At 36.8% G+C, this 23,219-nt stretch carries 18 protein-coding genes and 1 tRNA gene; 12 read left to right on the plus strand and 7 right to left on the minus strand.

Features of this window, described 5'->3' with window-relative positions:
- The first annotated feature begins 7 nt into the window (after positions 1 to 7).
- Entirely contained in the window at positions 8 to 1,267 is a 1,260-nt protein-coding gene (gene rodA / locus GUU89_RS02685) for a rod shape-determining protein RodA (RefSeq protein WP_162126477.1), read from the plus strand.
- Positions 1,268 to 1,342: 75 nt separating this feature from the next.
- Here rodA and GUU89_RS02690 read toward each other — a convergent pair whose 3' ends face one another.
- On the minus strand, positions 1,343 to 3,613 hold the full coding sequence (locus tag GUU89_RS02690; protein ID WP_162126478.1) for a carboxy terminal-processing peptidase: 2,271 nt from the start codon (positions 3,611 to 3,613) through the stop codon (positions 1,343 to 1,345).
- Between the two features lie 210 nt (positions 3,614 to 3,823).
- Here GUU89_RS02690 and surE point away from each other — a divergent pair, with 210 nt between their 5' ends.
- Genes surE through GUU89_RS02710 form a run of 4 tightly spaced genes read left to right on the plus strand, consistent with a single transcriptional unit; the run spans position 3,824 to position 8,493 of the window.
- Complete coding sequence (surE, locus tag GUU89_RS02695; protein ID WP_162126479.1) at positions 3,824 to 4,594, plus strand: 5'/3'-nucleotidase SurE; 771 nt, start codon at positions 3,824 to 3,826, stop codon at positions 4,592 to 4,594.
- Between the two features lie 3 nt (positions 4,595 to 4,597).
- Complete coding sequence (gene lpxB, locus GUU89_RS02700) at positions 4,598 to 5,716, plus strand: lipid-A-disaccharide synthase (RefSeq protein ID WP_162126480.1); 1,119 nt, start codon at positions 4,598 to 4,600, stop codon at positions 5,714 to 5,716.
- Positions 5,717 to 5,755: 39 nt separating this feature from the next.
- The gene (locus GUU89_RS02705) at positions 5,756 to 6,421 is read left to right on the plus strand and encodes a C40 family peptidase (RefSeq protein ID WP_235921946.1); all 666 of its coding nucleotides are present in this window, start codon (positions 5,756 to 5,758) and stop codon (positions 6,419 to 6,421) included.
- Between the two features lie 41 nt (positions 6,422 to 6,462).
- Positions 6,463 to 8,493 (plus strand): ComEC/Rec2 family competence protein, encoded by a 2,031-nt coding sequence (locus GUU89_RS02710; RefSeq protein WP_162126481.1) that lies wholly within the window; start codon positions 6,463 to 6,465, stop codon positions 8,491 to 8,493.
- An 8-nt stretch (positions 8,494 to 8,501) separates the two neighbouring features.
- Here GUU89_RS02710 and GUU89_RS02715 read toward each other — a convergent pair whose 3' ends face one another.
- The 5 genes from GUU89_RS02715 to GUU89_RS02735 form a co-directional block, all read right to left on the minus strand.
- Complete coding sequence (locus GUU89_RS02715) at positions 8,502 to 8,969, minus strand: thioredoxin family protein (RefSeq protein ID WP_162126482.1); 468 nt, start codon at positions 8,967 to 8,969, stop codon at positions 8,502 to 8,504.
- Positions 8,970 to 9,035: 66 nt separating this feature from the next.
- On the minus strand, positions 9,036 to 10,547 hold the full coding sequence (locus GUU89_RS02720; protein WP_162126483.1) for a peptide MFS transporter: 1,512 nt from the start codon (positions 10,545 to 10,547) through the stop codon (positions 9,036 to 9,038).
- 3 nt (positions 10,548 to 10,550) lie between these two features.
- Positions 10,551 to 12,209 (minus strand): peptide MFS transporter, encoded by a 1,659-nt coding sequence (locus tag GUU89_RS02725; protein ID WP_162126484.1) that lies wholly within the window; start codon positions 12,207 to 12,209, stop codon positions 10,551 to 10,553.
- A 77-nt stretch (positions 12,210 to 12,286) separates the two neighbouring features.
- On the minus strand, positions 12,287 to 13,963 hold the full coding sequence (locus tag GUU89_RS02730) for a peptide MFS transporter (protein ID WP_162126485.1): 1,677 nt from the start codon (positions 13,961 to 13,963) through the stop codon (positions 12,287 to 12,289).
- A 26-nt stretch (positions 13,964 to 13,989) separates the two neighbouring features.
- Positions 13,990 to 16,158 carry a S9 family peptidase gene (locus GUU89_RS02735; protein WP_162126486.1) on the minus strand — a complete coding sequence of 723 codons (2,169 nt, stop codon included), beginning with the start codon at positions 16,156 to 16,158 and terminating at the stop codon, positions 13,990 to 13,992.
- A 423-nt stretch (positions 16,159 to 16,581) separates the two neighbouring features.
- Here GUU89_RS02735 and GUU89_RS02740 point away from each other — a divergent pair, with 423 nt between their 5' ends.
- The gene (locus tag GUU89_RS02740; protein ID WP_162126487.1) at positions 16,582 to 17,592 is read left to right on the plus strand and encodes a hypothetical protein; all 1,011 of its coding nucleotides are present in this window, start codon (positions 16,582 to 16,584) and stop codon (positions 17,590 to 17,592) included.
- A gap of 37 nt (positions 17,593 to 17,629) precedes the next feature.
- On the opposite strand, the gene GUU89_RS02745 is transcribed toward GUU89_RS02740, so the two are convergent.
- Positions 17,630 to 17,702 (minus strand) — tRNA-Phe (locus GUU89_RS02745).
- A gap of 100 nt (positions 17,703 to 17,802) precedes the next feature.
- On the opposite strand from GUU89_RS02745, the gene GUU89_RS02750 reads away from it, so the two are divergent.
- From GUU89_RS02750 to GUU89_RS02775, 6 genes are all read left to right on the plus strand, one after another.
- On the plus strand, positions 17,803 to 18,456 hold the full coding sequence (locus GUU89_RS02750; RefSeq protein ID WP_317163846.1) for a type III pantothenate kinase: 654 nt from the start codon (positions 17,803 to 17,805) through the stop codon (positions 18,454 to 18,456).
- A gap of 70 nt (positions 18,457 to 18,526) precedes the next feature.
- On the plus strand, positions 18,527 to 19,810 hold the full coding sequence (locus GUU89_RS02755; RefSeq protein WP_162126488.1) for an outer membrane protein transport protein: 1,284 nt from the start codon (positions 18,527 to 18,529) through the stop codon (positions 19,808 to 19,810).
- 11 nt (positions 19,811 to 19,821) lie between these two features.
- The gene (locus GUU89_RS02760; RefSeq protein ID WP_162126489.1) at positions 19,822 to 21,096 is read left to right on the plus strand and encodes a hypothetical protein; all 1,275 of its coding nucleotides are present in this window, start codon (positions 19,822 to 19,824) and stop codon (positions 21,094 to 21,096) included.
- Positions 21,097 to 21,648: an LPS export ABC transporter periplasmic protein LptC gene (gene lptC, locus GUU89_RS02765; protein ID WP_162126490.1), complete on the plus strand. Its 552-nt coding sequence runs from the start codon at positions 21,097 to 21,099 to the stop codon at positions 21,646 to 21,648. It abuts the gene before it with no gap.
- 2 nt (positions 21,649 to 21,650) lie between these two features.
- On the plus strand, positions 21,651 to 21,848 hold the full coding sequence (locus GUU89_RS02770; protein ID WP_162126491.1) for a hypothetical protein: 198 nt from the start codon (positions 21,651 to 21,653) through the stop codon (positions 21,846 to 21,848).
- A 3-nt stretch (positions 21,849 to 21,851) separates the two neighbouring features.
- On the plus strand, positions 21,852 to 23,111 hold the full coding sequence (locus GUU89_RS02775; RefSeq protein ID WP_162126492.1) for a hemolysin family protein: 1,260 nt from the start codon (positions 21,852 to 21,854) through the stop codon (positions 23,109 to 23,111).
- The last annotated feature ends 108 nt before the right edge of the window (positions 23,112 to 23,219 follow it).

Consider the following 23,219-nt stretch of genomic DNA (forward strand, 5'->3'; position numbering starts at 1 on the left):
CTAGCCAATGAAAAATCAAAGTGTAACGAATAATCTGGATTGGATAAGTGTACTTATCTATATGACTCTTGTGATATTGGGTTGGCTGAATATTTATTCCTCTTCGTTATCCTCAATCGCTGAAGAAACTTCGATTTTTGATTTTACACAAATCTATGGGAAACAGTTTATGTTTATACTCTTTTCCATTCCGTTGATATTCATAGTGCTCTCCGTTGACGGTAAATTCTATGAAAAATTTTCGAGTGTGATTTATGTCGTCGGGTTGTTGTCATTGGCGGGTTTGTTTGTCTTTGGTAAAACCATCAAAGGTCAGGCTAACTGGTATTCGTTTGGTTCCTTTGGTTTACAACCGTCAGAGTTTGTGAAAGCTGCTACCGCATTGGCTTTAGCTAAATATTTGAGTGACGTACAAGTCAATTTAAAAGACACTAACCGGCAGATTCAAGCCCTTGGAATTTTGGCCTTGCCTATATTGTTAATTATACCACACGATCCGGGGAGTGCCTTAATCTATAGTGTTTTCATTTTAGTTTTATACCGTGAAGGCTTGCCCTCTTGGTATGTATGGACTGGATTTATAGCTTTAGTGCTGTTTGTATTGGCACTAATCATAAAACCTTTGGCTTTGGTCGGACTTTCGCTAGCCGTTATCATTTTTGTATATTATCGTAGTCGTATTATTCATCGAAACTGGATATTAAGTGCCATCATATTTGTGACGATTTCCGGTTTTGTTTTTTCGGTGGATTATGTTTTTGAAAATGTTTTTAAACAACACCATCGTGACCGTTTTAATATTCTTTTGGGTAAAGAAGTGGACATGAAAGGTATTGGATACAACACTAACCAGTCGGAAATTGCTATTGGTTCCGGAGGTTGGTTTGGCAAGGGCTATCTGGAAGGTACTCAAACCAAAGGAGGTTTCGTTCCTGAACAACATACCGATTACATCTTTACAACTGTAGGTGAAGAATGGGGATTCCTAGGTTCTTTGTTTGTAATAGCGCTATTTGTAGCTCTGATTATTAGAATCATTTATTTGGCGGAACGACAGAAGACTAAGTTTAGCAGGGTTTACGGCTATTGTGTTGCCGGGATTTTATTCATTCATTTCTTTGTCAACATTGCTATGGTTTTGGGAATATTTCCAACTATTGGAGTGCCATTGCCTTTCTTTTCTTATGGTGGTTCCGGACTTTGGGGCTTTACTATTCTACTATTTATTTTCCTAAAAATGGATGCCAACAAGGTAAACGAATGGTAATTCAGAATTGATTTTACAACCTCTTAAAAATAAAAAAGCCACCAATTTGGTGGCTTTTTCTTTAGCAAATTATAATTATGATTTTACTATTTTATCCTTCTTTACTTTAGTCGTTAATCCTTTACTGTTTTCCGATTGTAAATCGTTTAATATGTGGATGGCTTCTTCAATATAAATGTCTTTTGACAAGCTTTCATGCCAACGCTCTCTTTTCTCTTTTAAAACTGAATCTTTATTCATAGCTTCAACTTCATACGGAAGCGATTTAAATTCGAATAGATTTTTGTAATCTACAATTGATTTGTATTTTTTGCTTTTGTCTTCTAAAGCTTTTTGTTCCGCTTTGAATTTATCTATGTTTAGGCTGTATACATTCTCTTTATTACGCTCGTCTAACCATTTGGCGTTCTCATCAATTAACTTCATTTGAGCATTGGCATTCATACGCTCTCTACTTTTAGCAATAGCCAAATCAAAGTTATTTTGCTTGTTCCAAACTTGGTAATCCGCAGGGTCAATTTTGTCCCATGGCATGGCGTTATCAATATCTCTCTCTCCCATTTTCAGGTAAGAATATCTATCCGGAATAGCAATATCACTTTTTACTCCTTCTAACTGAGTGGAACCCCCATTAATTCGGTAAAATTTTTGTGTGGTTGTTTTCAAAGCACCCAAATCACCATAAGTACTGCCACGAACAAACTGATTTAAATCAATCACATTTTGCACTGTTCCTTTACCATAAGATTGTTTGCTACCAATGATAACGCCACGTTTGTAATCCTGAATGGCAGCGGCTAAAATCTCAGAAGCCGAAGCCGAAAATTCATTAATCATAATTACCAACGGACCATCCCATTGTACTTTGGAATCTCTGTCAAATAAAACTTCTTTTTTACCGGCAGCTGATTTGATCTGAACGATTGGACCTTGCTCAATAAACAATCCGGCAATATCAACCACAGTTTTCAATGAACCTCCACCATTATCTCTCACATCCATCACTATCCCTTGCACGCCAGCTGCTTTCAATCTTTCAACTTCTTGCGCTACGTCTTTTCCGGCATCACGACTGTTTTGATCTTCAAAATCGATATAGAATTTTGGCAAATAAATTACACCGTATTTGAAACCATCTTTCTCTACCACACTTGATTTTACATAGGTTTCTTCAATTTCAACCTCATCTCGAATGATGGTAATTACTTTTATCGTTCCGTCTGTTTTCTTCACGGTCAAACGAACTTCAGTTCCTTTTGGTCCTTTAATTTTCTTAACCACATCATCCAAACGCATTCCAACCACATCAACGGGCTCTGCTTCACCTTGTGCTACTTTCAACACGACATCACCTGATTCTAATTGCTTTCCTCTCCAAGCCGGACCTCCGGAAATCAATTCAGAGATTTCGGTAAAGTCACATTTCTTTTGAAGGCGTGCTCCAATTCCCTCCAATTTTCCGCTCATACTTACATCAAACTTCTCTTTTTCAGAAGGTCCAAAATAAGAAGTGTGCGGATCAAAGCGAGAAGCAATGGCATTTACATAAATTGAAAACCAATCTTCTCTATTCAAGTCTTTGATGAAACTAAAGTTATCGTTAAGTGAATTTAAAGTGCTTTCTCTGGTTTCTTTTTCCAGTTCAGCATAGGTTTTTATTTTTTGTGATTTCTTTTTGGCGTCATTTTCTCTGAATTTCTTTTCCATCTCAGGCGTTACTTCCTCGCTTGAATCTTTGCGGTAGTCAGCCAGTTTTTCTTCTATGGTTTTTTTAGCGTCTTTTGCCAAATCATCTTGTAGTTTTTGCTTTTCTACCAATGATGATAAAGTTGACAGTTTCACCTGCAAGCGCCATCTTTCTTTTAATTCAGCAGTATTTTTGGCAAAAGGCATTTTTTCATAATCGGTGTTGAAAGATTCCTCTTTTTTATAATCAAACGGATTCTCCAAAGCCTCTTTATAATAGCTTTTGCTTTCTTCCATACGTTTCATTAATCGGGTATAAGTCAAATCAAAAAAAGCTAAATCCTTATTTTTGATTTGGTCATCCAATTGTGTTTCAAATTTGGCAAACTCATCAATATCAGATTGTAAAAAGAAACGTTTTGAAGGATCTAAGGCATTCAAATAATCTTTGTAAACACCTTTTGAAAAGGTATCATCTATAGCTGCCGGGTTGTAATGCCCTTTTTCAATAACGAAAGTCAATAATTCCAACAGCAGTTTGTCTTTCTCGGGGTCAGATGCTTTTTGAGTAGGCATAAAACTCCACAAGGCTACTGATAAGGTTACAATTACCAGTAGTATTTTATAGTTTCTTTTCATAAATTGAATTATAATTTTCATTAATTATTAGTCTAAAGTAAACAAAAAACCTTGCCAACATTTCTTAGGGACTTATTTTTTGTTAAAAACATTATGGATAAAGCGCTGCAATACCTAAAGCATCAAAGTTATAAAAAATGTATCTTTATAAAACTTTAAAAAAAGTTAATTTTGCAGACGGTAAAATCAGACGCAAAAACCGAGCCACCGTTACATAATTCAATAAATTAAATGATTTCCAAACCTGTTATTTTAGTTACTAATGATGATGGTATCAATGCACCGGGAATACGTGCTTTGATTTCCGTAATGGCCGAAATCGGCGAAGTCATTGTGGTGGCTCCTGATAGTCCGCAAAGCGCCATGGGTCATGCCATCACCATCAACAGCACATTATATCTGAATAAAGTTTCTGCCAAAAATGCCGAGGTAACCGAGTATTCCTGTTCCGGAACGCCGGTAGATTGTGTCAAATTGGCTGTTAATGAAATTTTGAAAAAGAAACCCGATTTGTGTGTTTCAGGAGTGAATCACGGCTCAAATTCTTCCATTAATGTGATCTATTCAGGAACGATGAGTGCCGCTGTGGAAGCCGGTATAGAAGGAATTCCGGCCATTGGTTTTTCTCTTTTGGATTATGATTGGAATGCTGATTTTGAAAGCATCAAACCTTTTATCAAAAAAATTGCTTTGGAAGTTTTGGCCAAAAAAATGACCGAAGGCACGGTTTTGAATGTCAATTTCCCGAAACTGAAAGAAAACGAAATCAAAGGCATCAAAATTTGCAGACAAGCAAAAGCCATTTGGATGGAAAAATTTGACAAACGACAAACGCCTTATGGTAAAGATTATTATTGGTTGAGCGGTGAGTTCGTTAATTTAGACAAAGGGGAAGATACTGATGAATGGGCATTAGCTAACGGCTATATCTCTATCGTTCCGGTGCAGTTTGATTTGACAGCCCATCATGCGATAGCCCAACTTAATTCTTGGAATTTATAACTTATGAAATATTACATTATTGCCGGCGAAGCATCGGGCGATTTACACGGGTCTAATTTGATGAAAGCGCTTTACAAAGAAGATACTGCTGCTGATATTCGATTTTGGGGTGGAGATTTGATGCAAAACGTTGGAGGAACTTTGGTAAAACATTACCGTGAATTGGCTTTTATGGGATTTGCTGAAGTAGTAATGAACTTGAAAACCATCTTAAACAATATTAAAATTTGTAAAAGAGATATTGAAAAGTTCAACCCTGATGTTATCATTTTTATTGACTATCCCGGCTTCAATATGCGTATTGCAAAATGGACCAAACTTCGTGGTATCAAGACACATTACTACGTGGCACCGCAAATTTGGGCCTGGAAAGAAAATCGTATTAAGGCAGTTAAAAGAGATTTCGATAAACTGTTTGTGATACTTCCGTTTGAGAAAGATTTTTTTGAAGTGAAGCATCATTTTCCGGTAGATTTTGTTGGACATCCACTCATTGATGCCATTCATAACCGAGAGAAAACGGATGCAATATCGTTTAGAAAAGAAAATCATTTAAACGAGAAACCCATCATTGCCATTTTGCCCGGAAGCCGGAAACAAGAAATTGCCAAAATACTCAGCGTGATGCTAAGCATTGTTGATGATTTTAGTGAGTATCAATTTGTAATTGCCGGAGCACCTAGTCAGGATTATCATTTTTACGAGCAATTTTTAACCAATAAAAATGTCAAATTCATTTCAAACCAAACCTACGATTTATTGAGTGTAGCCAGTGCTGCATTGGTAACTTCGGGAACGGCTACATTGGAAACTGCTTTGTTTAAAGTGCCGGAAGTAGTTTGCTATAAAGGAAGTTGGGCTTCCTACCAAATTGCAAAACGCATTATTACCCTGAAATATATTTCTTTGGTAAATTTGATTATGGATGAGGAAGTGGTAACTGAATTGATTCAGGATAAATTCAACACCAAGAACTTAAAAACAGAGCTTTCAAAACTCCTTGAACCCAATTACAGAAAGGCTTTATTAGAAAAATACGACACCCTTGAAAGACTGCTTGGAGGTGAAGGCGCCAGTGAAAAAACTGCTAAATTAATCTTAAATGACTTGAGGCAGCTTTGATAACCAATTGAAATTTTTACCTTTGCCAAAATTATTTTTTTGAAAAAACTAGCATACATATCTTTTTTATTCTTTTTGTTTACTGCCTGTAAACCAACTTCCAACATCATAACTTCTAAGGATGAAGCTATGAAAAAAGGAGTTTACAGTGAGCCGATAGCTGCTGCAAAACCGGAAGAAAGAATTAATCGTCCAAAGAAAGTTAATACTAACACTATGGCATCGGTTAGACCAAAAAAACAACCGGCCGCTCCAAAAAATTTACCCGGAATCAATGACAGTAACGATACTGACATCATTATTGAAAAAGAAGATGCCAGCTATTTAGTAGAGCAACTCATTAATAGTGCCTCAGACAATTTGGGTACCCGTTACAGAAGTGGCGGCACCACCAAAGAAGGATTTGATTGTTCAGGTTTAATGTTTTCTACTTTCAAAAAATTTGACATTACCTTACCTCGCTCTTCCCATGAAATGGCCGAAATTGGCACTAAAATAGAATTAGGTAATGCTAAAAAAGGCGATTTGATTTTCTTCATCAACAGGGGTCAGCGCCGAATTAACCACGTGGGTATGGTTGTAGAAGTGAATGGTGATGAAGTTAAATTTATTCATTCCTCAACACAAAGTGGCGTTGTCATTTCTTCTATCAACGAACCTTATTACAAAAGAACTTTCGTTCAAATTAATCGAATTTTAGAATAATTTTCTTTCAATAGTAAAGATTTTTTATGTAATTTAGTTACATGAAAATCTTACAATTTCCATTAATTTCCATTTTTATCGGATTTCTGTTTGGCCTTCTTTTGTTCCGAACAGTAGATTTGAGCTTTGTTTTTGTGTTTGGAAGTTTAGGATTTGGTATTCTGGGTTTAGTAACGACTCATTTTTTCATTTCAAAAAACACTCCCTTTAAAAAACTATTTGGTTGTTTTGTTTTGCTGACTTCTCTAATGATTGGCCTTTCGACGTCTCTCATCCACAAAGAAACTTTTCATCAAAATCATTACACTCACCAAATAACCAATTATGAAAAGCCTCATCAGCTTGATGTATTGGTGAATGAAAAACTCAAAAGCACTTTCAAAAACCATCGTTTTATTTGTTTTGTCAAAGCGTTAGACGGAAGAACAAGTATTGGAAAAGTCATTCTCAATGTCTCCAAGAAAGACACTTTTACAAATTTAAAAATCGGTAGCAACATAAAGGTTACCGGCATGATTTTAAAAAACCGAAAATCCTTCAATCTCGGTTTGTTTGATTACAGCAGTTATCTTGAAAACCAAGGGATTTATGCTCAAGTCTATACCAAAAGTAACCAAATACAAATTGGAAAATATGAGTCGGGTCTTTGGGCTGACTTTTCTAATTTTAGAGAAACCATCATTACCAATCTTAGTCATTCTGCTATTTCAAAAGAAGAACTATATGTGCTCAATGCCTTAATTTTAGGGCAACAACAAGATATTTCATCCGAAGTTTTGAAAGATTACCAATATGCCGGGGCAGTTCATGTACTATCGGTTTCTGGTTTGCACGTGGGCTTTATATTGCTGTTTATTACCTTTTTGCTAAAACCCATTCGCAACTCTAGGAAAGGCTCCTTACTGAAATTAGGAATCATAATCCTATCGCTATGGTCATTTGCCATTTTGGCTGGTTTATCTCCGTCAATAGTGCGCTCGGTAACCATGTTTTCGTTTGTTGCGATTGGGATGCATCTGCGAAGAACCGTCAATATTTACCATACATTACTTGTATCAATGTTGCTAATCCTGTTATTCAAACCTTCTTTTTTGTTTGATGTTGGATTTCAATTAAGTTATTTGGCGCTGTTTTTTATCCTTTGGTTGCAACCCGTTTTGTCACAACTATGGCAACCCAAAAACAAAATCATCCGTTACTTTTGGAGCATTATTACTGTTTCATTTGCGGCACAAATCGGCGCGATGCCCTTAAGCATATACTACTTTCACCAGTTTCCGGGATTATTCTTTGTGACTAATTTGCTCATACTTCCTTTACTTGGTGTTATCATGGCTGTTGGAGTTTTTGCTATTCTAATTGCTACTTTTCACACCGTTCCTTTTTGGATTGCTAAGCCTTTAGAATTTATGATTGTTTTGCTCAATGCCATCATACATTGGGTAGCTTCGTTTGAAGACTTTGTTATTCGCAATATCTCGTTTTCCAAAGAAATGTTGTGGTGCTCCTATTTGGTAATTATTTTGGTGATTATTTGGATTAAAATTCCAACGTTTAAGCGACTTGTTTTAGCTTTCGGGAGTATTGTACTATTGCAAAGTTGTTTCATTTTTCAAAAAAAGCAAACACTGAGTAAATCCGAATTTATTGTTTTCAACAGTAAAAAAAATACCATACTGGCAGAACGTATTGGTAATTCTGCCTGTATTCTCAGTAATGACAGCATACTAAATAATCTTGACAACGACCAAACGGTTCAATCCTATTTGGTTGCTAATTTTTGTAAAATCAGAGACCAAAAGCTATTGTCGAATGTGATGTATTTCAAGCAGCAAAAAATTCTGATTATTGATAGTTCTTGTGTTTATCAAAAAAACATGAGTCCAGATATTATACTCCTCATACAATCCCCTAAACTGAATTTGCAACGAGTACTAAAAACTTATCATCCCAAACAAATTGTGGTGGACGGTTCAAATTTTAAAAGTTATGCCAAACTTTGGGAAGTCACATGCCGTGAAGCAAAAATCCCTTTTCACTATACTAATGAAAAGGGATTTTATAAATTATAAGTTTGGAATTACGATTTCTTTTTTCCTAAGATTTGATCAGCTCCTGCTAACCAAGCGCTTGGTCCACCGGCAACATAACCGGTACTGCCTAATTTTTCCAGGTTAATCTTTCCATCTTTTTTAGAAGCATTAACAAACCATACCGTTGGAAATCCTTGTATAGCAAACGTTTGTTGCAATTCCTGATTTTGTTTTTGAATCTCCGGCTGTTGTGGAGTTCTTCTTGGGTAATCCAATTCGACTAAAACAACATTGTCGTTCGCCCATTTAGCAAATTCAGGTGTTTTCAACACTTCTTTCTGCAAGCGAATACACCAACCGCACCAATCGCTTCCGGTGAAGAATAACAATAATGGTTTTTTAGATTTCTTAGAAATCTCCATGGCTTTGTTCATATCTGTTTGCCATGTCAACTCTTGTGCTTGTATGGTTAACGAACCCAAGATTAAAAATAAAGTAATAGCTAATTTTTTCATTTTAATATAATTGTGTTTAATTGTGTCTATCCAAATACTCAAAAATAGTGCCGAAATTTAAGTATTTTATTTTACATCCTGCATCAATTTTTTCACAAAAGGTGAAATCAGGATTAAAATTAATCCGGCGATAAGGGCATAGAGTGCCAATTGTTTATAGCCATCAGCATATACGATAAGCTTGTCAAGGTTGGATGCGTTTTCGGAAGCCTCGGCAATATTGGCCCCCAGCAATCCTGCAAAATATTGCCCGTAAGCACTGGCCAAAAACCACATCCCCATAATCACTGCTTGTGTTTTTTGTGGGGATAATTTGGTCATAGCACTCATCCCGATGGGTGACAAACATAACTCACCGAAAGTGATAACAAACCAACCAAAGGTGAATAAATCTAAAGAAGTTCTGCCATCAGGACCGGCTAGGAATTTAGTACAATAAAACACATAGAAACCACCAGCCAGGAACAAAAAGCCTAATCCAAACTTTACTACGGTGTTGGGCTCTATTTTCTTTTTTGACATCCATACCCAAACAATTCCAACCAAAGCAGCAAAAATAATTACGAATAATGAATTGGCTGAATTGTTGACTCCGTTAGGATCAAGCTGTACCCCTAAAACCGTGTTCTTTAAATTATTCAAAGCAAATAAACTTAGTGAACCACCGCTCTGCTCAAAGAAAGCCCAGAAAAATATAGAGAAGATAATAAACACCAAAGCCGCTAATAACTTTTTATTCTCGACAACAGAAAAATTACGCATTTCATAAAACAGATACAAAATCGAAACCGGTCCGATAATCATCATAAAGTAATCGGTATAAACGGTATTAGCCACCATTAAAATAATTATTGGAACCAAAGCCAAAGAGCCTATGTATGTAATGATTTCGAACGTCTTTCTTTTAGACTTTTCAAGATCGGCCAATGGTGACAATCCTATTTCTCCTAAACTTTTTTGGGTTTGGGTAAACGTCAGCAAACTAACAATCATTACGACAGAAGCAAATCCGAATGCATAATTCCAGCGCAAGTGTTCAGGAACAAAAGATGACCATAGATTTCCGTTAGCAACCGCAATACAAATATAACCTCCAATCAAAGCACCAAGGTTAACTCCGGCATAAAACAACGAAAATCCGGCATCACGACGGCTATCATTGTCATGATATAACTGACCTACAATTGAGGAAATATTAGGTTTGAAAAATCCTGTACCAACTATAGTAAAACTAATTCCTAAAAAGAAAAAGTTCTTCGGATCAACTGCCAAAATCACACTACCGATGATCATTAAAATTCCACCCCAAAAAAGTGATTTTCTGAAACCTAAAATTTTATCAGCAAACAAACCGCCAATAAAAGTAAAAGCATAAACCCAAGCCTGCGTAGCACCATATTGCAATTGAGAAGTCTTATCATCCATGCCTAATTGCGACACCATGAAGACCACCAACATTCCTCTCATTCCGTAGAAACTGAAACGTTCCCACATTTCGGAGAAAAATAAATACCAAAGCTGTTTTGGATAATTCCCTTTAAAATTTCTAATTTGTTCTAATGTTTGATTCTTTTCCATAGTTTAATTTATTCCTTTTTCTTTCATTACTTTATTTAAATTTTTCACCAACACAAACATTAACAGCGTGGCAAATAGCAGCAATCCGAAATTGACCCAAAAGAAGTTGGCCTTGTCATCATAAGTGTCCCACATACTGGCCAAAACACCGCTTAATTTGTTTCCGATAGAAGTGGATAAAAACCAACCTCCCATCATAAGTGCTGTGATATTTTTGGGCGATAATTTAGATACCACCGACAATCCCATCGGACTCAGGAATAGCTCTCCGATAGTAATAACACCATAATTGGCTACTAGCCACCAAACGGAAACCTTCTCTGTTCCGTTGTTTCCAATATGTACTGCGGCTACCATAACTAAAACCGATAAAGCTGAGATTAATAACCCGAAAGCAATCTTGGTTGGCGTGCTTGGTTCTTTTTTTCTGGCTCTTAAAAAAGTGAAAAAAGCTACTACCAGCGGTGTCAAAATAATTACCCAGCCGGGATTTATGGATTGGCTCAAATTGGCCGACCAAGTATAAATATCGCTACCTTCTTTAGGTAATTTTTCTTTATGCACGTTTCTGAAATACAAAGGATAATCAACTGTTTTCACCACCTCGCCATCCTTTTTTTGAATGCGGAAGGCCGAGTCGTATAGTGCTACTGAATCTTTCTTATACGTCAAAGTATCGGCAAGCACCAGTTTAGAAGCTATGGTTTGTGAGGTGCCAGTTAATTCTCTATCTGTGTACTTATCACCCCAGTTATTGAGTGCTGAACCGTTTAATTTAAATACAGCCCAAAACAAAATCACCACCCCAAAAATGGCCAACAATGCACCAATGGGTCTTTTGTCTTCAACTTTAGCTTTGAAATATAAACTTCCGTAGAAAAAAATCACCGGTATGCAGGCAAAGATAAAAGCATCGGTACTATCAGACCCAAACACCGCGCAATCAGGATTAGCATCCGATTGTACGCCTTTCAAAAACCAACCGATTACTCCGAAAATCATGGATGGCAAAAGGATGAATAATACAATTTTATAAAAGGGCATATCGCCTTCCTGGACTCCTTTTTTCTCTGTTTTATCGCCATAATGTTTGCTACCCAAAAGGAATACAATTACACCAATAAACATTCCGACACCTGCGGCCATAAAGGCTTCCTGCCATCCGAAAAGAATTTTCAATGCTGCACCAAAGAAATTACAAATGAAAGCCCCGACATTAATTCCCATATAGAAAATGTTATAGCCTTCATCTTTCTTGTCTTTGTATTGATCGTCGTTGTAGAAATTTCCGAGTAAGGTGGAAATGTTAGGTTTGAAAAATCCGTTACCAACTATAACCAAGGTCATGGCAACATAGAGCATGGTTAAATTGTGAATCCCAATCATGAGATACCCTGCTCCCATCATCAATCCCCCAAGCACGATTGATTTTTTGTAGCCTAAATAGCGGTCGGCCACCAATCCTCCTACGAAGGGAGTTAAGAAAACCAACGCGATAAAAGTACCGTACAAATCGGAGGCTTCTTTTTCGGTCATGGCAAATCCGGCTTCTACATCTTTTAAATAAAGGGTAAAAATTCCAATCATTAAATAATAACCAAATCGTTCCCACATTTCGGAAAGAAATAAATAAGGCAGTGCTTTAGGATGGCTTTTCCACATAGGCTTTAGATTTTAAAAAACAAACCCCCAAGAAACTTGGAGGTTTGAAAGATATAAAAATATTTTTGAATATGAGATTATCTCACGCCGTGCATCATTTTTTTCAATACCGGTGTCAAAGCGAAAAGGATAACAGCTGCCAATCCGGTTAAGACTACGAACACCATAAAGAATTCAAATAAATTGTGAATTTCAAATCCGGCAAAAATAGGGTTATGATCAGAAATTTGGTTATCTGCCAATAGTTTTACCTGGTCTGCGGTCAAGGTTACTTTTTTGTCTAACACCCCTTGTAAATCGATTCCTAATTCTTTGGCTTTATTAAATTTATCCCCAGTTGCCGGTAAGATAGAACCTAAAGTTCCGGCTAAAGCATACCCTGAAGCATTTGATAAAAAGAATACTCCGTACAGTAAAGAAGAGAAACGTTTTGGCGATAATTTACCTACCAATGACAAACCGATTGGTGACAAACACAACTCGGCACAAGTTTGAATTAAGTATAAAAGGATTAACCATTTGATGGCTAATAAACCATTGTTTCCTAAGTCTTTTACATTGTGAGCGATAATGAAATAACTTAACGCAATCAATGCTAAACCAAACGCTTGCTTCATTGGCGAAATTGGCTCTTTTCCTTTACTTCTTAAGTAATCCCACAACATACTGAACGGAACGGCAAAAGCAACCACAAACAATCCGTTGAAGATTTGTACCATCGATGGTGGCATGTTATAGCCAAAGAAGTTTCTGTCGGTTTGGTTATCCGCGATAAACGTTAAAGATGAACCGGCTTGTTCGAAAGCGGCCCAGAAAAATATAATAAAGAACGCTACGATATAAATTACAAAAATTCTATCACGCTCTACTTTTGTTAATGAAGAATCCGAAACAATTAATCCGGCTAAAGTTAAACCACTTGAATAAATAACGGTATAAATCCAGTTTTGATCCACTACATAGTGAAAAATAATCCCTAAAACAAAGAAAGCTACAACAGCACCCATTAAAGCTTTTTGAGAGAATACCGCTTTTTGCGATTCTCCTTCTTCGAAATCATCGGCAGTATTGTGTTTTGGTAAACCACCTAAAGGTCTTCCTTCCGGAGTTACCACATATTTATTTTTTAAGAAATAGAATACGGCAGTACCAATCAACATCGCAGTTGATGCGGCTAAGAATCCCCATTTGAAAGCGTGGATATCACGAATACCATTAGCGTCTTTAACGTCACCAACGATTGGACAAATTAATTGGCCTAAGAAAGCTCCTAAGTTGATCCCCATGTAGAAGATGGTGAAGGCAGTATCCAATTTGCTTTTCTCTTGTTTTGGATACAAACTTCCTACCATGGAGGAAATGTTTGGTTTGAAGAATCCGTTACCAAAAATGATAATTCCTAAAGCGGACCACATTAAGGTATTGGCTAAACTGATGTTTGTCCCGAAGATACTGGCACTAAAGAACAACAAAAGCTGTCCCAAAGCCATCATCAATCCGCCGAGCATGATACAGTTTCTGTTTCCAAAGAAACGGTCAGAAATAAATCCGCCCAACATTGGGGTTAAATAACAAAGTCCTAAAAATCCACCGTAGATTAAAGAAGCATCTTCTTCTTTCATCATCAACGAATTTACTAAGAACAATGTCAGGATGGCGCGCATTCCGTAGAAGTTGAACCTTTCCCACATCTCGGTTCCGAATAATACCCAAAGTCCTTTTGGATGTCCAGTTTTTGCTGTAGTTTCACTCATAATTATTGTTTTAGTTTATTTTGGTTTTATAGTTTCTCTTTAATAAAAGTTGTCATTTTATTGAACAACTGAATTCGGGTTTTACCGCCGTAAATACCGTGATTTTTGTCGGGATAAATGGCCCAATCAAATTGTTTGTTGGCTTGCACCAAGGCTTCAATCATTTGCATGCTGTTTTGTACATGCACGTTATCATCAGCGCTTCCGTGTATTAAAAGGAAATTTCCTTTTAGTTTTGATACAAAATTTATAGGCGAATTGTCATCATAGCCCCCGGCATTTTCTTGTGGTGTCTGCAAATAACGCTCGGTATAAATGCTGTCATAAAAACGCCAATTGGTCACCGGAGCTACTGCAATAGCCATTTTGAAAACATCGGCTCCTTTCAGGATACAATTGCTCGACATGAATCCTCCATACGACCAGCCAAATATACCGATTCTAGTTTTATCTACATAAGAATAATTACCGATGACTTTGGCCGCATCAATTTGGTCTTCCACTTCGTATTTACCTAATTGTTTTTGAGTGCATTTTTTGAAAGCTGCGCCTTTAAAACCGGTTCCTCTTCCGTCAACACAAACCGTGATGTAGCCTTGTTGTGCTAACATCATAAACCAATAATCATTAGTATCTAACCAATCATTAGCGACTTGTTGTGATCCCGGTCCTGAATATTGGTACATAAACACCGGGTATTTTTTGTTGGCATCAAAATCTTTGGGTTTAATCATCCAAGCGTTTAGTTTGTTGCCTTTTTCGGTGGTTAATTCAAAGAACTCTTTGGTTGGTAAATCGTATTTTTTTAGTTTTTCGGTTAGTGCCGTATTATCCACAATCGATTGGGCCACTTTACCGTTTGAAGCAGTGTTTAGCGTATAAGTTGGCGGTGTAGTGGCGTTTGAAAACGTATTGATAAAGTATTGGAAATTCGGGCTGAAAGTTGCTTCGTTAGTTCCGGTTTTCTCGGATAATTTTACTTTGCTTTTTCCGTCTAAGTTGATTTTGTATACATCTCTAACGGTAGACCCTTTTTCGGTAGACTGGTAAAAAACCGTTTTTGTTTTTTCGTCTAAACCATAATAGGCAGTCACTTCCCAATTGCCTTTGGTGATTTGACTTTTCAGTTTTCCGGTTTTGTCGTACCAATAAATATGGTTGAAGCCGTCTTTTTCGCTGGTCCAGATGAAACTGTTGTCTTTTAGGAAAGTCAGGTTATCCGTTACATCCACGTAGGCATTGTCTTTTTCGTTTAACACTACTTTGGTCGCGGCGGTTGTTCCGTCAATAAAAAGCAAGTCTAAATTATCTTGATGGCGGTTCAGTATTTGAGCGCACAGCACATTGGCATCATTGGTCCATTTCATTCGGGCGATATAGAAATCATTGTAGTTCCCCAGATTTATGGCTTTGGCTGAGTTGGCATTTACATCGTACAGAAACAAGGAAACCTGTGCATTTTTCTCTCCGGCTTTTGGGTATTTGAAAGTTTCTACTGTTGGGTACAAATCTTTTTTGTAAATGTTCATTGAGAACTCGGGCACTTCGCTTTCATCGAAGCGGATGTAGGCTAGTTTTTTGCTGTCGGCACTCCAATCAAAGGCTCTTACGAAAGCAAATTCTTCTTCGTAAACCCAGTCAGTAATTCCGTTGATGATGCTGTTTTTCTTTCCGTCAGTGGTGACTTGAGTGGTTTTTTTAGTAGCGATATCGTAAATAAAGAGGTTGTTTTCTTTTACAAAACCAATTTTAGTTCCGTCGGGAGAGAAGGTTGGCTCTTGTACTTGTGTCAGTATTTTGGTTAATTGCTTGGTGTCAATAGTGTATAAAAAGAAATCGGCCGTGAAGGAATGACGGTAAATTTGATTGGTGTTGTTAGCCAACAGTATTTGTTTTTCGTCGCGACTGAAGGTGTAACTGTCGATACCCTCGGCCAGCTCACTGAAGTTTTTGGTATCAATTAACGTGTTTACTTTTTTGAGTGTGGCGTAATCATACAAATCGATTTGCTGGGTTCGCGAGGTTCTGTCGAAATTGAGCACCGTGTATTGGTTGGTGTTTTTCATGGCCTGAAGTTCGTCCATGCCTTGTGCCCGGAAAGTGCCGGTATAAATTTCTTCGATACTTAATTTTTGCTGTGCTACAACAGAAAAGCACGATACCAGAAACAGTACAACTAATGAGGTAGATTTCATTTTTTTGATTGATTATAAAAAGCCGTCAATTTTAGTGAAAATTTTACAATTACCATCCTATTTTTGTGTTAAATGCCATTTTTGTGGGATAAGTTGTGGCAAAATACCTTTTGAGGAAAGGCAATGGTAAAATGAGGAAGGGTAAAGGTAAAAGCAGGAGATGAAAAAGTAAAGTGAGGAAGGGCGATTGTAAGATGAGGAAGTCTAAAAGTAAGATGAGGAGCTGCAAAAGTAAAATGAGGAAGGGCAAAAGTAAAGTGAGGAGGCGCGTGAAGGAAATGGTCTTTACCCCAACAGGAATGGGGATTAACAACTGGTTTTATCGGTTTTATCGGGATGAAAAAAGGTTTTATCCTAAGAGGTTGTTTTTGAATTTAATTTATTGTTGTATACTTGTTATGCAAACCCTTACCCTAACACTTTATGAATTCTAAAGAAACCGACATACTTAATGTAATTCTGATTATACTTTCGCTGGCTTTGGCTTTTCATTTGCCTTTTGAGTTGTTTCTTTTTTCGTATGCTTTTCTTGGGCCGTTGCATTATCTGACCGAGATAAATTGGCTTAAAGAGAAGAATTATTTTTTGAAAGAAACGAAATGGATTTGGCTGTTTGTAGTCATGGCCTTTTTAGTCAGCACCCCTTTATTTTTGAATCTTTTATCCGGCACAAGTTTGGCTTCGTTTCCGGGTTACAAAGAGGTTGCCGCCTTCATGAACAAATCAACTGACGAGATCATCATGGGGAGCCTATTGCTGGCCATTGGGCTGATTTATTTCAAGAAACAAAAGCACCTTATTTTATTTTTACTTTTAGCATCGGTAGTAACGATTACCGCTTTATACTATTTCCCCGGCATGGCTTTGGTTATGGCTATTTTTGTGCCGACCATCATACATGTATATCTTTTTACCTTGCTGTTTATGATTTATGGTACGGTGAATTCTAAAAGTACTCCGGGTGTTATTGCCATTGTTTTGCTGATTCTCGTTCCTTTTATCATTATGGCAAGCAACGTAAGTACTAGCGAATATTTTCCATTGAAAGAAAGTGTAGTGGCTTCATTTAACGGCAGTAATTTTGGGGTTTTGACTTTTAATTTATCGCATTTATTCGTGTCTCAACAAGAGGGAACGTTTAATTTTATGTCGGTTTTAGCTATTAAAACACAAATTTTTATTGCTTTTGCCTACACCTATCATTATCTGAATTGGTTTTCGAAAACCTCAATCATCGGATGGAACAAAAACTTGTCTAAATCAAAAACCATTACCATTCTTATTATTTGGGGAATCAGTGTTGCGTTGTATTTATATGAATACAAAGTTGGCTTTATTGCGTTGCTATTTTTGAGTCTTATTCATGTGTTTTTGGAGTTTCCGCTCAACATGACTTCGATACGTGGCATTGTGACAAAAATCAGAATGAAGTAAAAACAAAAAACCCGAACGAGTTGTTCGGGTTTTTTTGTGGTATCTCCAGGAATCGAACCAGGGACACATGGATTTTCAGTCCATTGCTCTACCAACTGAGCTAAGATACCTTGCTTTGTTGCGGGTGCAAATATAGAACGATTTTTAATTTATCCAAAACAAATAATAAAAAAAAACTATTCTTACCTTAGCCCCATCAAAAACTCTGCTATGCTTTTAGCCATTGATGTTGGAAATACCCGAATTAAAGCTGCTGTCTTTGAAGTTGATACACTTTTTGAGGTGCTGCTTTTTACTAAAGAAGAATTGGCTTCTAAAGTTGATTTTATTTTACAACTGCATCCCAAAATCAAAACTATTGTGGTGGCTAGTGTCGGAAATTTGGATAAAAAGAGTTTTTTGGCCTTTGAAAACAGAGTCCAAATTCAATTCCTTTCCCACGAGAGTAAGTTTCCTTTTCAAAATTTATATGCTACTCCTACCACTCTTGGTATTGACCGCATGGTTTTGGCAGCCGGAGCTGTTATCCGATTTCCGAATCAAAATCGGTTGGTAATTGATGCGGGCACTTGCATTACTTATGATTTTATTGATGCTGATAATACTTATTGGGGAGGTGCCATTTCTCCCGGACTTCGATTGCGCTATGAATCGCTGCATCAGTTTACCGCAAAATTACCCTTACTAACCAAAAGTTATCCTGAAAAGACTATTGGAAATTCTACACAAGAATCTATACATTCCGGAGTGGTTAACGGTGTTATTCATGAAATTGATGGGTTTATCGAAGAGTATAAAGCCCAATACGCTAAATTTATCATAATTTTAACGGGGGAGACGCAGAATTTTTGGCTAAACGATTAAAAAATACCATATTTGCCAATTCAAATTTTCTGCTGGAGAGTTTGAATCAAACTTTTCAATACAATCAAAAATGATTAAAAAAATTATAGTAAGCTTCTGTTTACTTATTTCATTAAATGCCTTAGCACAAGAAGGAACCTCTTCTCCTTATTCTTATTACGGAATAGGTGACATAAAATTTAAAGGAACAGCCGAAAACAGAGCGATGGGTGGACTTTCAGTTTTCCCGGACAGTATTCACATCAACCTGCAAAATCCGGCACAATTGGCAAGTTTGAAATTGATTAATTTGAATTTGGGAGGTACTTATTTGAATACCAGCTCTAAATCAGAACAACAAACAGAAAAAGCACGAAGAACCGCTATCGACTATTTGGCCGTTGGTATTCCGGTTGGCAAAGTAGGTATCGGATTTGGTCTTATCCCTTATTCTTCTGTTGGATACAAAATTGAAAAATTATCTAATGACACTAATCCTATATATTCAAGATACAACGGAATTGGTGGTTTGAGCAAAGTCTTTTTGGGCTTAGGTTTCAAATTAAATAAGCAATTTAGTTTTGGGGCTGATGTTCAGTATAATTTCGGAAAAATTGAAACCACTAATTTACGTTATCAGGATGGTTTTGACTTTATTGAACTAGGAACCAGAGAAAACAACACCTCTGACATGCACGGAGTCAATTTCGATTTGGGTCTGACTTATCAAACCAAATTGAATAAAAAATTATCTTTTTTCAGTGCTTTGACCTATAGTCCTCAGGTCAATTTATTGCTGGACAATTCCCGCTCCATAGAAACCGTTAGGATTACTTCAACTATTACCCCACAAGAAAGTATAGATGTTTTGGTGGAAGACACCAAAATAAAGCTTCCTAGTAAGATTGCCTTCGGCTCAGGTTTTGGTGAAGTGAAAAAATGGTTAATTGGCGGCGAAATAACTTACTTAAACACTAGTGTGACTTCAAATAGATTTAATGATATTTACGGCCCTACCGACGCAAATGACAATCGCTATACGGTTTCCTATAAAGATGCTATGCGATACACCATTGGTGGTTATTTTATTCCGAACTACAACTCCTACTCCAGCTATTTGAAAAAAATAACTTATCGTGCCGGATTGCGTTACGAGAATACCGGATTAGTTCTACAAGGTAAATCCATCAACGATGCTGCTGTAAATATTGGTTTAGGGCTACCTCTAGGCGGAAGTTTCTCAAACATTAATATAGGATTGGAAGTAGGAAAACGCGGTACAAAATACTACAACTTAGTTGAAGAAAATTATGTAAATTTAAGCATCGGTTTATCGTTTAGTGATAAATGGTTTGTGAAACGTAAATACGACTAAACTTCAAAAATATGAAAGCACTTTTTTCTCTTATTGGTGTTTTATTCTTTATAAACAGCCATGCTCAAAAGTTTGATTGTTCTTCAAAAGTACAAGAATACAAAGAACTGTTTCAAGCCAAAAAAGCCACCGAAGCTCTAGTGGTATGGCATGAGGTAAGCAAAAATTGTCCAAAGCAAAGTGAAACCATTTACACCGAAGGACTTGAAATGCTGCAATACAAAATTGACAATGCAGCCTCGCCGGAAGAGAAAGAAAAATTGGTTCGCGATGTTTTAAAATTATACGACCAATACAACCAAAACTATCCCCTAACCACCGCTGATTATGAAGTAAAGAAAGCCATGGTTTTGTTTGACAATAAAGTTGGCACTGACGACGAGATTTACCGTTTACTGGACAGTGGTTTTGCCAAAGCCACCAACAGTATTACTGATGCCAATACTATTTATACGTATTTCAGTTTGTATCGTGCAAAATACACCGCCGATAAAACCAAGGTGACTTCGGATATGGTTTTAGACAAATACATGGAGGCTAACACTATGCTTTTGAAATTAGAAACTACCAAACCTGAAAAAAGCACCGAATACAAAACGGCTCTGAAAGGCATCCGCTCTTTGGTTAAAGAACTAACTACTTGTGATAATTTGGCGACTTATTATGAGAAAAACTTTGAAGCTAATAAAGAAAAAGGAGAATGGTTGACGGCGGCGTTGAATAATTTGACTATAAAATGTGGCGGAGAACCCATTTATAACGCTATTGCCGATGCCAATTATAAATTAAAACCAACTTCTAAATCTGCCTATTATATGGCGGTTACCTGTATAAAACAACGAAGATTTCCGGAAGCCATTCAATATTTCACCGAATCAGAAGCCTTAGAAACCAATCCGTTGGAAAAAGCAAAACTAGATTACTCCCTGGCCTCAGGATTACTCAGCAAAGAAAAAGAGAAATCAAAAGCTTTATTGGTAAAAGCCTATACTTATGATCCTAAAATGGGAAAAGCCTATTTGTTTTTAGCTGAACAATATGGCAATGGTGCTGAAGAGTGCGGGAAAACTGACTTTGATAAAAAAGCCATTTATTATTTGGCCATAGAAACTGCTAAAAAAGCCAGCATTGCAGAACCAAGACTAAAACCAACTGTTGATAGAACAATCGAAAAATTTGCAGCAAAAGCATTGACAGACAAAGACATTAGTGATAAAAAAATGAACGGAAAATCCTTTAAGATTGACTGTTGGATAAATGAAACCATCACGTTCCCAAAAAAATAAATGACTTTTCTATCCAAAAATAGTATTCCGCTTCTTTTGGCCATCCCGTTTTGTTTGTTGGTAATCGCTTGTGAAAGCAACTTCCGCGATGTACAAAAAATGGGCGTATCAGAATTTGCCCCTAGCGGTGACGCCGATTCCATCAATTTAAAATATACCGACTCGGGGAGAATAACCGCTAATTTAATCAGTCCGAAAATGCTGGATTATGCCACCGTGGAATTCCCGTTTACCGAGTTTCCGAAAGGCATTCGTTTAACTTTGTTTGACAAAAACGGAAAGCAAACCCTGGTCGTTGCCGATTATGCCGTTTCTCACAAAGCCACCAATTTGATTGATTTGCAAGGCCATGTAAAAATATCCAGTCAAAGTGGCGATTTACTGGAAACCGAGCAATTGTATTACGACCAAAAAAACGAATGGTTTTTTACCGAAAAAAAGTTTAAATTTACTTCAACCAAAGGCGTTTCTTATGGCGAGGGAATTGATTTCAGTAAAGACTTCAAAAAAGTAAACTCACAAAAAATATCAGGACAAGTCCAATCAGAATAACTATGAACTATTTAAAATTTACCCAATACGCTTACCTGCTCGCCGGATTTATATTTGCCTTTGATGCTTTTCAAAAATACCAAGAAGGTGACACTAACAAAGCCTACATCAGTGCAGGATTTGCGGTTGTTGGGGTTTTTATGTTTTTCTTCAGAAGAAATTACAGCAAAAGATTCCAAGACCAGAATAAAAAACCTTAATCTATGGAAATCGGAATAATCATTGTTTGTTTGATACTTTCCGCTTTCTTCTCCGGGATGGAAATTGCTTTTGTTTCGTCCAATAAAATCTATTTGGAAATTGAAAAAAAACAAGACGATTTCATTTCCAAAATCTTAACCAAACTCACCCAAAAGCCCTCCAAGTTTATTGCTACCATGCTCGTGGGCAATAACGTTTCTATGGTGGTTTACGGCTTCTTCATGGGCGATTTGTTGATGCATTGGTTTGAAACTTTTGGCTACCGCTTTTCTGATTTGTCTAATTTATTGCTGCAGACTACCCTTTCTACTTTAATTGTTTTAATGACATCTGAATTTTTGCCTAAAGTGTTTTTTCAGATTTATGCCAACAGTGCTATTAAAATTTTTGCGCTTCCCGCCTATTTCTTTTACCGGTTGTTCTACTATATTTCTTCGTTTATGATTTGGATATCCGATTTTATCCTGAAGAGATTTTTCAAAACCGAAGGCGATCAAATCAACCTTTCCTTCAGCAAAGTAGAGTTGGGGAATTATATTAGTGAACAAATGAATTCGGTTGAAGACCATGAAAGTGTGGACTCTGAAATTCAGATTTTTCAAAATGCCTTAGAGTTTTCGGGAGTTAAAGCCAGAGACATCATGACGCCTAGAACCGAACTGGTGGCTGTAGAATTGCACAGCTCGATTGTTGATTTAAGGTCGCTTTTCATTGAAACTGGCTACTCCAAAATACTGGTCTATTTTAATTCGTTGGATGATATTGTTGGCTATGTTCATTCGTTTGAACTGTTTAAAAAACCACGAAGCATCAAATCGGTCATGATACCGGTAGAGTTTGTCCCGGAAACTATTTTTATCAAAGACGTCATGAACTTGCTGACCAAAAAGCGTAAAAGTGTAGCGGTGATTTTGGATGAATACGGCGGCACCTCGGGCATAGTCACTATGGAAGATATTGTAGAAGAACTTTTTGGCGAAATTGAAGACGAACACGATTCAGACGAAGCTTTAATAGAAAACCCACTGGACGACAAAAGCTATTTATTTTCTACTCGTCTTGATGTGGAATATTTAAACGAAACGTATAATCTTGACATTCCCGAAAGTGATTCTTATAGTACTTTGGGCGGATTTATTGTAGACTTTTCTAAAGAAATTCCCCAAAAAGGAGACCAAATTACCATCGGCAGCTTCCAATTTAGCATTGAAGAAGCCTCTAACAAAAAGATTGAATTGGTTAAAATGACTATAATCGATTAAATTCTTTAAAAAAATCAAAAAATTATTTGAAATTATAACTAGGTGAGTATTATTATTTCACAGATAATTGTATTTTCGCAAACTGAATTAAAAATTAACATAAATAGA

This window comes from Flavobacterium phycosphaerae (genome assembly GCF_010119235.1).
Lineage (GTDB): Bacteria > Bacteroidota > Bacteroidia > Flavobacteriales > Flavobacteriaceae > Flavobacterium > Flavobacterium phycosphaerae.